At 71.1% G+C, this 12,702-nt stretch carries 13 protein-coding genes; 10 read left to right on the top strand and 3 right to left on the bottom strand.

Annotated features, from left to right (window positions below):
* Positions 1-184: 184 nt before the first annotated feature.
* Entirely contained in the window at positions 185-1,021 is an 837-nt protein-coding gene (locus tag ACH4LD_RS41170) for an alpha/beta fold hydrolase (RefSeq protein WP_398059258.1), read from the bottom strand.
* A gap of 123 nt (positions 1,022-1,144) precedes the next feature.
* Positions 1,145-2,164, bottom strand: a complete 1,020-nt coding sequence (locus ACH4LD_RS41165; RefSeq protein WP_398059259.1) for an alcohol dehydrogenase catalytic domain-containing protein — start codon at positions 2,162-2,164, stop codon at positions 1,145-1,147.
* A gap of 637 nt (positions 2,165-2,801) precedes the next feature.
* Between ACH4LD_RS41165 and ACH4LD_RS41160 the strand changes: the two genes are divergently transcribed.
* Positions 2,802-3,371, top strand: a complete 570-nt coding sequence (locus ACH4LD_RS41160; protein WP_398059260.1) for a TetR/AcrR family transcriptional regulator — start codon at positions 2,802-2,804, stop codon at positions 3,369-3,371.
* Between the two features lie 262 nt (positions 3,372-3,633).
* Here ACH4LD_RS41160 and ACH4LD_RS41155 read toward each other — a convergent pair whose 3' ends face one another.
* Positions 3,634-4,206, bottom strand: coding sequence for a TetR/AcrR family transcriptional regulator (locus ACH4LD_RS41155; protein WP_398059261.1), 573 nt, complete (start codon positions 4,204-4,206; stop codon positions 3,634-3,636).
* Positions 4,207-4,372: 166 nt separating this feature from the next.
* On the opposite strand from ACH4LD_RS41155, the gene ACH4LD_RS41150 reads away from it, so the two are divergent.
* From ACH4LD_RS41150 to ACH4LD_RS41110, 9 genes are all read left to right on the top strand, one after another.
* Positions 4,373-4,873 (top strand): cupin domain-containing protein, encoded by a 501-nt coding sequence (locus ACH4LD_RS41150; RefSeq protein WP_398059262.1) that lies wholly within the window; start codon positions 4,373-4,375, stop codon positions 4,871-4,873.
* A 146-nt stretch (positions 4,874-5,019) separates the two neighbouring features.
* On the top strand, positions 5,020-5,454 hold the full coding sequence (locus ACH4LD_RS41145; RefSeq protein WP_398059263.1) for a universal stress protein: 435 nt from the start codon (positions 5,020-5,022) through the stop codon (positions 5,452-5,454).
* 115 nt (positions 5,455-5,569) lie between these two features.
* Positions 5,570-6,019 carry an SsgA family sporulation/cell division regulator gene (locus ACH4LD_RS41140; protein ID WP_398059264.1) on the top strand — a complete coding sequence of 150 codons (450 nt, stop codon included), beginning with the start codon at positions 5,570-5,572 and terminating at the stop codon, positions 6,017-6,019.
* A gap of 167 nt (positions 6,020-6,186) precedes the next feature.
* Entirely contained in the window at positions 6,187-6,702 is a 516-nt protein-coding gene (locus ACH4LD_RS41135) for a BlaI/MecI/CopY family transcriptional regulator (RefSeq protein ID WP_398059298.1), read from the top strand.
* 238 nt (positions 6,703-6,940) lie between these two features.
* Positions 6,941-7,807, top strand: coding sequence for an alpha/beta fold hydrolase (locus tag ACH4LD_RS41130; RefSeq protein WP_398059265.1), 867 nt, complete (start codon positions 6,941-6,943; stop codon positions 7,805-7,807).
* Between the two features lie 162 nt (positions 7,808-7,969).
* A complete protein-coding gene (locus ACH4LD_RS41125; RefSeq protein WP_398059266.1) occupies positions 7,970-8,671 on the top strand; it encodes an SDR family oxidoreductase in 702 nt (233 codons plus the stop codon).
* A 135-nt stretch (positions 8,672-8,806) separates the two neighbouring features.
* Complete coding sequence (locus ACH4LD_RS41120; protein ID WP_398059267.1) at positions 8,807-10,096, top strand: FAD-binding oxidoreductase; 1,290 nt, start codon at positions 8,807-8,809, stop codon at positions 10,094-10,096.
* 154 nt (positions 10,097-10,250) lie between these two features.
* Positions 10,251-11,099 carry an alpha/beta fold hydrolase gene (locus tag ACH4LD_RS41115; RefSeq protein ID WP_398059268.1) on the top strand — a complete coding sequence of 283 codons (849 nt, stop codon included), beginning with the start codon at positions 10,251-10,253 and terminating at the stop codon, positions 11,097-11,099.
* Positions 11,100-11,319: 220 nt separating this feature from the next.
* Positions 11,320-12,660 carry an MFS transporter gene (locus tag ACH4LD_RS41110; protein WP_398059269.1) on the top strand — a complete coding sequence of 447 codons (1,341 nt, stop codon included), beginning with the start codon at positions 11,320-11,322 and terminating at the stop codon, positions 12,658-12,660.
* Positions 12,661-12,702 lie beyond the last annotated feature (42 nt).

Genomic DNA, 12,702 nt, shown 5'->3' with positions numbered 1-12,702 from the left:
CCCGCCGCCCGCGGGCCCCGCGGGGCCGGCCGGGCGGCGCCCGGGGGGGCCCGGGGGGGCCCCCCCCCCCGGGGGGGGCGGGGGGCCCCCCCGGGGGGGGGGGGGGGGGGCCCCCCCCCCCCCGCGGGGGCGGGGCCGGCGCGACGCACGGCAGGGCGGGCCAGGCGCGTCGCGGCAGTGCGGCTCAGGCGGACAGGAAGCGGTTGATCTCGTGGGCGAAGTCGTCGGGGTGCTGGAAGAGGAAACCGTGCCCGGCGTCGCTGTAGAGGACCACCTTGGCGTGGGGGAGCTTCTGCGACATCGCGTAGGTGGCGTAGGCGTGGATCATGACGTCGTGGGCGCCGTTGGCGACCAGGACCGGCAGGGTCAGTTCCTCCTGCCGGTGCCAGTAGCCCTTGAAGGAGCCGATGGCACCGAGCTGGCCGCGCACCGCCTCCGGGCCGACGACCGCCCCGGAGTCCTTCAGCCGGTGCTCCAGACGCTGGAGGGACGCCCGGCCCGCGGCCGTCGCCTCCTCCGTCTCCGGGTAGAACAGGGCGAGGAAGTCCTCGGCCACGTTCACCGGCTTCGCCATGATCTGCCGGATGCGGTCCGAGGGCGGCGGCAGGTCCGGCACACCGCCCGCCGAGCTGCCCGCCACCACCAGGTGACGGACGATCTCCGGGGCCGCCAGCGCCACGCCCTGGGCGACCATGCCGCCCATGGACCAGCCCAGGACGTCGATGTCGGTCAGGCCGAGCGCCTGGATGAAGGAGAGCGAGCCCTCCACCATGTCCTCGATGGAGGCCGGCGCGTCGCCGGTGGACAGGTTGATGCCCCGGTTGTCGAAGACGATGACCTCCCGTTCGGCGGCCAGCGGCTCCAGGAAGGCGGGGTCCCAGTGGTCGATCGTGCCACGGAACCGCATGTGCATCACCAGCGGACGGCCGCCCGCCCGGCCGAACCTGCGGTAGGCGAAACGCTCTCCCGAAGGTGCTTCGACGTAACGGGTCTCGGCCGCATCGGCCACATAAGCAGACATGCTCAGGACTCCTGTTCAGAGGTTCAGGTGTTCAGGTGCAGGTGTTGAGGTGTTCAGGAAAGACGACGCCCCTGTTGGGGGCACCCTTCAAACCGGGGCGAGGCGCAAGCGCGTACGCCGCCGTCAGATGCCGATGACCATGCGGAATCGTGCCTCGCCGCTCAGCATCCGGTCGTAGGCCGCCTGCACGTCGGTCAGCGGTGTGTGCTCCACCATCGGCGCCACGTCGTGTGCCTGGGCGAAGGCAAGGTTCTGCTCGTTCTCCGCCGAGGTTCCGGTGAGGGAACCGGACACCTGCACGGCGTCGAAGATCAGTTGGCGCGGCGCGACACGCACCGGCTCCGGCGACACCCCCACCAGGACCAGCCGGCCCCGGCGGGCCAGGCCGGCCAGCAGCGGGCTCACGTCCCCGCCCGCCGCCGTGCCCAGCACCATCCGGGCACCCCCGAGCTTGGTCAGCTCCTCGGCGGCGTCCGAGGCCCTGCTGTCGACGTAGTGGTGCGCGCCGAGCCCGAGGGCCAGTTCCTCCTTGTCGGCCCCGCGCGCGATCGCGACCACGCGCAGCGCCAGGGCACGCGCGTACTGCAGGGCCAGGTGCCCCAGGCCGCCGATGCCCTGCACGGCCACAAGATCACCGGCCACCAGGCCGCCCGGCTGCCGGACGTTGTCGACCAGGGCGTTGTACACGGTGAACCCCGCGCACAGCAGCGGCGCCACCCGGGCGGCGCTCATCTCCTCCGGCACGGCCACCAGGCCGGTCTGCCGGGCGTACATGTACTCGGCGTAGCCGCCGTCGACATGCACACCCGTGTACGGCTGGTCGGTGCAGCCGACGAAGTCGCCCAGCCGGCACGCCGCGCACACCCCGCAGTGCCCGCCGAGGAAGCCCACACCCACCCGGTCGCCCACGCTCCACCCCGTGACGCCCTCACCCAGGGCGTCGATGCGGCCGACGGCCTCGTGTCCGGGCACCCGGCCGGTCTCCCCCTCGTCATGCGGATGCACGACGATCGAGTCGCTGTGGCAGATGCCGCACGCCTCCACCCGGATGCGCACCTGGCCCCGACCCGGCGGGATCAGCTCCCGCTCGGTGGGACGCAGGCTCCCGTCGGGGGCGACCTCGACTGCGCGATACGTGACCATGAGCGACTCCATGTAGGGAAAGCGAGTGTGCGCGGAAGGCGCATGGTCCGTGTGTGTCCCACGGCCATCGGTCCCAGCATCGTGGGCGGTAGTGGAATGTTTGTGGCCCCACTCTTGACCGCCGGGCGGGCGGGACGGCGCGGCCGACGCGGAGGGGCTGACTTGACTTTCCCAAGACGACCGGACACATTCATGGCGGGAGGGTAAAGGACCAGACCACGAGACCGTCCGGAGCGGGGAGCGCGGCCCAGGACGAAGGGGGAGGAGACATGTCCGGTGACACGTCGGCGTGTCCCGCCCCACCACTCCCCGTCGCTCCGGCCGCAGCCGGCCGGACCTCCTGGCGGAAGCCGTACGACGCACAGCCGGCGGTAGCCGAGCGCCATGCCCCGTGGCGCCCCGCTGAACCGTTGCGCCACACCCACCGGCGCCGGCCACACCCTGACTGTCACGAGGACGCCCGCCGGTTCGGCGCCCGTCGCCGGTGCGGTGACCGGTGACGTCGGACCAGGTGTGTCGCGTGCACGCCCATGACGGTGTCTCACGGCACCGCCGCCGGGCCTGCCGCGACCGCCGCCCAGTCCCCTGCTTCGCGGGCGCCAGCCGTCCCGCCACGTACCGCCGAGGAGCGGAGAACATGCCACAGGTCAGTGTCCGGGAACGACTGGTCGACAACGCCGAGGACGTCTTCCGCCGCAAGGGGTTCACCGGTGCGAGCATTCAGGACGTCACCGAGGCGGCAGGTGTGCCGAAGGGGTCCTTCTACAACCACTTCAGCAGCAAACAGGACCTCGCCGTGGAGATCGTCCTGCGCTACGCGCGTGCCACCGACCACTCGGGCCTGGAAGGTCACGGCCCCGCACTGGAGCGTCTGCGGAGCTACCTGACCGCGCAGGTCGAACGTATCCGCGGCTCCGGAGTCGAGTACGGATGTCTGCTCGGCACGTTGGCCAGTGACGGTGTCAACGCCGGCGAGAAGGTCCGGGAGGCGGTCCGGGAGGCCCTGGACGGCTGGACCGATGCGATGACCGCCACGATCGCGGAGGGTCAGGCGTCAGGCGAGATCACCACTGCCTGGTCGGCCGCCGCCCTGGCCGCCTTCCTGCTCGACCTTTTCGAGGGCGCCGCGCTGCGGGCCAAGACCTCGGCCGATCACGCGCACATGGCCGAGGAGATGAGCATCGCACTGGAAGCGCTGCGCCCCTGACGGCCGGGAGGGCGCCGGTGCGTTCCTGGGGCGGGGCCACCGGGTGGCCCCCCTCGCACGTGAACCGCACACGGGACGACGACACGCGCTCGTACCGGGGAACACGGTACGGCGACGTGTGCGCGGCGAGACGCAAGTGGGAACGGGGACGAACGGCGGGGCCGATCGCGCCGTTTCCCGGGAGGAACCACCCGCGTGACCGGAAGGATCGCCCCCGCTCAACCGGAAGAGATCGCCCTGCTCGACAGGGAGAACGCGGCTGTCACGCCTTGATGGCGTTGAGGGCAAGGTTGAGGGAGCGCATGGCCGCGTCCCCGTCCCTGGTGGCCTTGCCGCGCAGGCCCGCGCCCTCGAATGCGTCGATGAGGAAGGCGGCGAGGTCACTCGCGGGTTCCTGGGAGGTGATCTCCCCCGACCGCTGACCCTCCTCGATCACCGGGGTCAGTACACCGACCCACGCGGCGAGGCTGCGGCGAACGACCGTCCCGACCTCGTCGCCGACCGTGGGTCCCTCGCTCGCCATGGTCATCAGCAGGCATCCGTACTCGACGCCGGTGGAATGGGTACGCGAGTCCTGGGCGGCGAAGTGTGCGCGCAGCCGGTCCATCGCGGAGAGGCTGTCCGTGGCGAGCATGCTCACATCCGTGCCGCGGCTGTAGCGGCGGACGATCTCGGCGGCGAGTTCCTGCTTGCTCTTGAAGTGGTTGTAGAAGGACCCCTTCGGCACACCCGCGGCATTGGTGATGTCCGCGACGCTGGCGCCATTGAAGCCCTGACGACGGAACACGGTCTCCGCGTGTTCGATCAGCTTTCCTCTGACGCTCACCTGAGGCATGGCATCAATATGGCCGGTCTGCTTGGGATTGTCAAAAACCTGAAGTGCCCGCGCGGGCGCTCTGGAACATGCCGATTCGGCATGAGGCGATGACACATCCGTCTTGGACGGTCCGCTCCGCTCTCTGCTCGAATGTGACCCGAACTGAGCGGAAGCGAGGAGAGCAGTGACTTCCCTGTCCGGCAACATCACATCCCCCGTCCTGACGGACCCCGACACCCAGGAGGCGGTACGGTTCCTGGGCGGTCTCGTGCGGATGCGGGCGCGGGCCGCCGACACCGCGGGCGCCTACGCGCTGCTGGAGCACACCGGTGAACGCGGCTACATGTCGCCGCTGCACCTGCACGAGTCGGACGAGGAGACGTTTCTCGTACTCGACGGCACGCTGCGGGTGGAGGTCGGCAACGAGGTGCGGAGCGTCGGGGCGGGCGCGCTCGCTCTGCTGCCGCGCGGGCTGGCGCACGGCTTCGTCGTCACCTCCCCGACGGCCCGCTTCCTGACGCTGCACACCCCGGGCGGAGGTTTCGACGCGTTCGTGGCGGACGTGGGTGTGCCGTTCGACGGGACCGTGCCGCCGGAGGCCGGCCCGGGCCCCGACCCGGAGGAGCTGACCCGGCTCGCCGCCTCGCACGGCATCCAGATCGTCGGTCCGCCGCTGCTGCCCTGAGACATCGTCGCCGGTCGGGCGCCGTCGGCGTTGACTTATAAGACGACCAGTCATATTGTGACGGTCGAGGTCGACCCGCCCTCCTCGCCGTACCGTCACCACACCGCCCGGCTCCGGCCGCGGCGGTCGCAGAGAGGAAGAACGCCGTGTTCGAACGCATCCTGGTGGCCATCGATCCGAGTGCCGCCCGGAAGACGGCACTCCTGATGGCCGGCGAGCTGGCCCGCCCGGCGAACGCGACAGTCCACGTGCTGCACGTCGTGCCGTCCATGGTCGCCGGCGACACCGTCGTGAAGCTGGAGGGGGAAGACCAGGGAGAGGCCATCCTGGAGGAGGCCCTGGCCAGCCTCCGCGGCCTCGGTGTGGAGGCGGAGGGACACCTGGCGCACAGCCTGACGAACCAGGTGCCCTCCGTCATCTCCGCCGCGGCCGAGGACTTCAAGGCGGACCTGCTGGTCGTCACCCCCCACCACCGTGGATCGGTCGCGGCCTTCTTCACCCCCCGGGTCAGTGACGCCGTCGCACACGCCAGCGGGATCGCCGTTCTGCTGGCTCCCGAGGTGACGCTTCCCAGCCAGTAGGACCGAACGGTTCCCGTCGCTGCGTCGCAGCAGACGCCGGATCCGCCCGAGTCCGACAGCGGCCGGGGCGGGTCCGGCGGGGGCCGGAGTCATCGACACAAAGGACGCCGGGCGCATGACTGACAGACTCGACCGCAGCAACGACACTCGGCAGCCGCTCTCGGAGCTGCGCACCCGCCTCCACTTCCTGTCGGCCCCACCGGAGGACAGCACAGTCGAATGCGCCTTCCGGTACGGTGCCGACGATCCACTCGCCGTGCGCCTTGAGCTGCATGTGTCCGCGGACGCCCCGGTCACCTGGGTGGTGGGGCGCGACGTCCTCAGCGCCGGCGTCAAGGGCCTCAGCGGGGACGGCGACTTCAAGGCCTGGCCCTCGCGCGCGCGGTCCGCCACTCCCCTGCTGTACCTGAGACTGGAACGCCCCCAGGGCAGGGCGACCTTCGCGGCCGACCTGAGCGAGGTGCACCGGTGGCTGGAGCACACCTATGAACTCGTGCCCGCCGGTGCCGAGAACGCCCTGCTGGACTGGGACAGCCTCACCGGGCTCCCCCTCCCACCCGCCTGACGGGTGTGCCGGTCCCGCACCCGGCACGTATCACCCGTGGCGGTCGCACATCTCCCCGGCACTCGTCTCATGTGGGCATTCTGAGTACGATGCGCAGGTCATCCACATGCAAGGGAGTGAAGGCTGTGCCCACCAAGTCAGCCGCCGCCACGGTCCGGTCGCGGTACATGGAGCAGGCCGCGTCCGACCTAGAGGACAACCGCCGGCAGCAGAAGGAACTGCAACGTCAGCTCGATGCTCTGCGTCAGGAGGAGCAACTGCTCCTGGACATCCTCAACCTCGCGGAGCACTCCACGACGGTGCCGGAGCAGGCCCGGGGCACCGAGCCGGGGACGGCGGGCACGGACGCGAAGGAGAAGTCCACGTCGCGTCCCCGCGCGGTCAGGGCCGCCGGGCGCGGGCCCGCGCGCAAGGCCAAGGCACCCGGGGGACGCGCCGCGCGGCGCCCCCTCCTCGGAGACCTCCTGCTGGACCTGCTCAAGAACCATGACGAGCCGCGCCCGGCCAAGGAGCTGCGCGAAGAGCTGATCGAGACACACCCCGACCGGGTTCCCACCCCCCAGGTCGTGCGCAACACCCTGGAGGGGCTGGTCGCGAAGGGTCTCATCCAGCGCCACAAGCAGGACCGGTCGGTCATGTACACCCCGATCGCATCGGACGGTGCCGTTCCGGGCGGGCACTGACGCGTCCGCGGAACCGGTGGAGCGGCCGAGGCGCCCTTCGTCGTCGGCCGCCGGCCACCGTCGTCTCGCACCCGTCCTGCCCTACAGGAGCGGCGGGCCGGCACGCCCGCTCCCCGCCGTCAAGCGAGAGATCGCCCGCGCTCCCCCGCCCTCTGCCGCCGCGTACGGTCAAATGGCTGATGGCCGGCGCCGGAGACCGCGTCACACTCGACGTCGTCCCTGTGCTCACCACATTCCCGTGAGCACTTCACCGGCGCGGGAGCCCCACATGTACATCGAGACGCCGAACCGCAAGGTCGCAGCGGCCAACGGCATCACCTACGCCTACCGCCGGTGCGGTCCCGGGGGCGCACGGCCTCCGCTGCTCCTTCTCCAGCACTTCCGTGGCACGCTGGACAGCTGGGATCCGGCTCTGGTGGACGCGCTGGCGGCGGAACGCGACGTCATCGCCTTCGACAACGCCGGCGTCGGTCTGAGCACCGGCACCACTGCCCGCACCATCCGGGACACCGCCCTCGACACCCTGGACTTCCTCCAGGCCCTCGGCCTACGGCAGGTGGACGTGCTCGGGTTCTCCATGGGCGGCTACACCGCGCAGGAACTGGCCCTGCTCCAGCCGGCCGCCGTCCGTCGACTCGTGCTCGCCGCGACCGCCCCGCGTGGCGCCCCGGGCATCCACGGACTGCGGGACGACGTCCTCGCGCACGTCGACGTCGACCGGCTGGGCGCCCAGGACTATCTGTACACGTTCTTCAACCACACCGAGTCCAGCCAGCGCAGCGGCCTGGAGTTCTTCGGGCGCTACATAGAGCGGGAGCACGACCGGGACCTGCCGGTCAGCGCGGAGGGCCGCGAAGCCCAGTACGAGGCGATGCTCGAATGGGGCGTACCCGATCCGGACGCGTTGCACCGGCTCGGCGCGATCGGGCAGCCCGCGCTCGTCGCGGGCGGTGACAGCGATCTGGTCGTCCCGCCATCCGCGCTCCAGCTGCTCGGGACATCGCTGCCGGACGCCCGCGTCCACGTGTACCCGGACTCCGGACACGGCTTCCTGTTCCAGTACCACGAGGAGTTCGCACCGGAGGTCCTGGACTTCCTGCGCTGAGGCGCCGCGCGCACACATCGAAATACGTATGCGCAACTTGACGAAACCGGCTAGCACATGTCTCATGACGTGTGCGTCGTCCCTACGTGTCAGTTTCAAACATGTGCCACCACGAAGGTCGGTCGGATTCCGGGGACGACGGGTTCTCCTGAGGAGCTGGACATGACATCGCTCGAAAACGCAGTGGTCCTCGTCACCGGCGGCGGCCGCGGGCTGGGGCGCGCGCTGGTCGAAGAGGTGCTGGCGCGTGGCGCGGCCAAGGTGTACGCCACGGCACGGGACCCCCGCTCGGTGACCAACCCGGACGTCGTACCGCTGGCACTGGAGGTCACCGATCCCGCGTCGGTGGCCGCGGCGGCCGAGCAGGCCAAGGACGTCACCGTACTCGTCAACAACGCGGGCGTCTCGGTGCAGGCGTCGTTCCTCACCTCGCCGGTCGAGGACATCCGGCGCGAGTTCGAGACGAACTTCTACGGCCCCTTGCAGGTCACCCGCGCCTTCGTGCCGGTCATCGAGGCCAACGGGGGCGGCCACGTCCTCAACGTCCACTCCGTCCTCTCCTGGATCGGGGTCGCCGGTTCCTACAGCGCGTCCAAGGCGGCCCTGTGGTCGCAGACGAACTCCCTGCGGCTGGAGCTGAAGCCGCGCGGCATCGGTGTGACGGGTCTGCACGTCGGGTACGTCGACACCGACATGGCGGCGGACGTCGACGCGCCCAAGTCCAGCCCGAAGGATGTCGCCGCGCTCGCCATCGGCGGAGTCGAGTCCGGGGCGTACGAGGTGCTCGCCGACGACCTGTCGCGACGCGTCAAGGCGGGCCTGGCCGCGGACATCGAGACCCTGTACCCGCAACTCGTGAAGTGACGCCCGCGGGCCGTCGGACCCCCGGGGGCGGCCTTCGCCGACGCGTCGGCAGCGGCCGCTGACGTGCCGAGCTCCTTCGTCGGCCCGACCGCCGTCCCCTCTCCCGCATCCCAGCCGCCCAGTGAGGCTTCCGCCATGCTCGACATCATCCGTCCCGGCGACCCGCGCTACGCGGATCTGCGGCACGTCTACACCGCCACCGGCGCCCCGGCGGCGGTGGTGCGACCGCGGTCGACCGCAGAGGTTGCGGAGGCACTGGCCCATGGCCGCGACGCTGAGGGTCCCTTGTCCATCCGCAGCGGTGGGCACGGGATCAGCAGCATTTCCACCAATCAGCACGGCACCGTCATCGATCTGAGCGGGCTCGCCACGATCGAGCGGGTCAGCCCCGACAGCGATCTCGTCCGCATCGGTCCGGGCGCCCGCTGGGGGGAGGTCGCCGCGGCGCTCTACCCGTGGGGACTGGCCATCAGTTCGGGCGACTCCGGGGACGTCGGCGTCGGCGGCCTGGCGACCGCCGGCGGCATCGGACTGATGGGCCGGGCGCACGGACTGACCATCGACCGCGTCACAGCGGTGGAGCTCGTCACCGCGGACGGCAGCGTCCTGGCACTGGACAGTGAGCGGCACCCGGATCTCTTCTGGGCCGTGCGCGGGGCCGGTGCCAACCTGGGCATCGTCACCTCCCTGGAGTTCCGTGCCTCGCGCACACCTGTGGTCGCCCGGGCGACACTCCAGTACCGCGTGGACCGCCTCGCGCCCTTCCTGCGGGCCTGGGGAGAGACGGTGGAGGCCGCCCCCCGGGAGATCTCCGCCTTCCTCTATCTCATGGGTGGCGGGTTCGCCCTGGCGACCGTGGTCCACGCCGGGGACGATCCGGCCGTGGCCGGACGGGACCTGACCCCCTTCCTGAGTGTCGCGCCGCTGGTCGGGCGCCGCGCGGAACTCCTGCCGTACGCCGCCGTGGTGGCCGCGACAGGGGCTCCCCACCGGGGACAGCAGGGCGGTCGCACCCATAGCGGCCTGGCCGTCCACCTCGACGGAGAACTCAGCGAGCGGCTCGAAGGGCTGGCCCGTGCCGGGTTCGGCGAGCTGCTGCAGATCCGTTCCGTGGGCGGTGCTGTCAACGACGTGCCGGCCGACGCCACGGCCTACGCCCACCGGCACCAGAACTTCTCGATCACGGCCGTGGCGCCGTACGCGTCCCGGGATTTCGACGAGGCCTGGGCGGCGGTGCACCCTTCGCTCGACGGTCTGTACCTCAGCTTCGAGTCGGCGTTCACCCCGGAACGGCTTGCCGAGGCGTTCCCCGGCACGACCCTCCAACGGCTCCGCGGCATCAAGGGGCGGATCGATCCCGACAACGTGTTCCACCAGAACTTCCCCGTGGCCGGCGTCCCGGCCGACGACAGTGCGGGGGTGTGATCTCCGGAGGGATGCGGGCGGCGGACGACGCCGAGCTCGCCACCCCATTGGATTGTGCACAACTTAATTGCGCGCTAGGTTCTTACCCGTCGCCCGGGCGGACCGCCCGGGGGAGCGACTTCCGTCGCACGCCCACTGCCCGAGGAGAGTCACCATGGGCCTGAAGACCGCCTTCCGCCCCACCCGCAAGCGCATCGCCGTGCTGGGCGCCATCGCCGGAGTCTCGGCCCTCACGCTGGCGATGACGACTCCTGCCAGCGCGGCCAAGGCCGAGCACCGTGCGGCGGGCAAGAAGCCCACGATCGTCCTGGTCCACGGCGCCTTCGCGGACGCCTCCAGCTGGAACGGCGTCGTCAAGCGGCTCCAGCACGAGGGCTATCCGGTGGTGGCACCCGCCGATCCCCTGCGCGGACTGGCCGACGACGCCGCCTACGTCCGCAGCGTCCTGGCAAGCGTCAAGGGACCGGTCGTACTCGTCGGCCACTCCTACGGCGGTGCCGTGATCAGCGAGGCCGCGACCGGCGACCCCCAGGTCAAGGCGCTGGTCTACATCGCCGCCTTCCTCCCCGACAAGGGCGAGAGCGCGCTGGAGCTGTCCGACAAGTTCCCCGGCAGCACACTCGGCGAGAACCTCAACCCCGTCACCTTCCCCCTCCCGGGCGGCGGCACCGGCACCGACCTGTACATCAAGGCCGACAAGTTCCACGACCAGTTCGCCGCCGACGTACCCGAGCCGACCACCGACCTCATGGCCGCCACCCAGCGCCCCATCGCCGCGAACGCCCTGGAGGAGAGGGCCACCGAGCCCGCCTGGAAGACCATCCCCTCCTACGACCTGGTCACCACCGGCGACAAGAACATCCCGCCGGCCGCCCAGCGCTTCATGGCCGAGCGCGCCCACGCCCGCACCGTCGAGATCGACGCCTCCCACGCCGTCTCCGTCTCCCGCCCGGCCGCGGTCACCCACCTGATCGAACAGGCCGCCCGCAGCACCACCCGCTGACCGCGCACAGCCCGGCCGCATGAGCCCCTGACCTCGGCCGTCCGCCCGCACAGGCCCCGCTGGGAAACCGCCCGGCGGGGCTTCGGGCTGTCCGGACTTCCTCGCCCGGCACGCGGTACGGCACGTCTTTGCGACATGTCTCACGATCCCGTGCGCCCATGCATCAGACAGATCTGTCTAGTATGGAGTCGGTTCATCTACCAGACCGAGAGTGAGAGCCATGAGAAGCACGACGCAGCGACCCGCCACCGAGGGCACCTCGGTCAGGCGGTTCCCCACGCACGGAGCCCCGCGCCGCAGGGGCCTCGGGCCCATCGCCTCCCTCGGGCTGCTGTCCTCGATCCTCGTGTCGCTGCTGGCCTCGTCCAGCGCGCCGACCCCCCTCTACGCGCTCTACCAGGCACGCTGGGGGTTCTCGCCCATCACCGTCACCGTCGTCTTCGGCGTCTACGCGGTGGCCGTGCTGGTCGCGCTCCTGGTCTTCGGGAAGATCTCCGACCACGTGGGCCGGCGGCCGGTGCTGTTCGTGGCCCTGGTCGGGCAGACGGCGGCCATGGCCACGTTCATCACCGCCGGCGGGGTGGACGCGCTGCTGGTCGCGCGCGTCGTCCAGGGACTGAGCACCGGGGCGGCGGTCGGCGCGCTCGGTGCCGCGATGCTCGACCTCGACGCGCGCCGGGGCGGTTTCCTCAACTCCTTCGCGCCCACGATCGGGACCGCGAGCGGCGCCCTGGTCTCCGGGCTGATCGTGCAGTACCTGCCTGCCCCGACCCACCTCGTCTACTACGTGCTCCTCGGTGTGTTCGTCCTCCAGGCGCTGGCCGTGACCGGCTTGAACGAGACGGTCAGCCGCAAGCCGGGCGCGTTGGCCAGCATGGCTCCCGAGTTCAAGCTGCCCAGGTCCGCCCGCGCGTCGGTGGCCATCGCCGCGCCGGTGATGTTCGCGGTGTGGGCCTTGACCGGCCTGTACGGCGCACTCGGGCCGGCCCTCGCCCGGACCCTGGTGCACTCCACCTCCGTGGTGTGGGGAGGGCTGCCCCTGTTCGTGCTCGCCGGCTCGGCCGGTCTGGCCGTCGTCCTGCTGCGGGGGACGGCGACGCGGAGCGTCATGCTGATCGGCATCGGCTCGCTGGTCGCCGGCGTGGTGATCACCCTGGTGTCCATCGCCTCGGGAACCGGCGGCACCCCTTCCGTGATCGGGTTCTTCATCGGCGGCGCTGTATCCGGTTTCGGCTTCGGCAGCGGGTTCCAGGGGGGCATCAGACTGGTCATGCCTCGCGTGGAGCCGCACGAGCGAGCCGGGGTGCTGTCCCTTCTGTACGTCGTGTGCTACCTGGGGCTGGGTGTGCCGGCGGTGATCGGCGGGGTCCTGGTCGTGCACGGCGGCGGCCTGGTGCCCACCTCCCGGGAGTACGGCATCGCCGTCATCGTGCTGGCCCTCGCGGCGCTGACCGCTCTGGTGCTCAACGGCCGCCGGGCGGAGCGCGTGGCAGTCGTACGCCCGGAAGCCGGCTGCGCCTCCGAGGCGGCACGTCTGGCACAGAGCACCTCCCAGGGGTGAGACAGGCGGGTGAGACAGGCGCCCGCGCTACAATAGACAGGT

The sequence above is a fragment of the Streptomyces sp. NPDC017676 genome (assembly GCF_044329325.1).
Taxonomy (GTDB): Bacteria; Actinomycetota; Actinomycetes; order Streptomycetales; family Streptomycetaceae; genus Streptomyces.
Note: the sequence above shows the minus strand (reverse complement) of the source record. Positions and strands in the feature narration are given on the sequence as shown.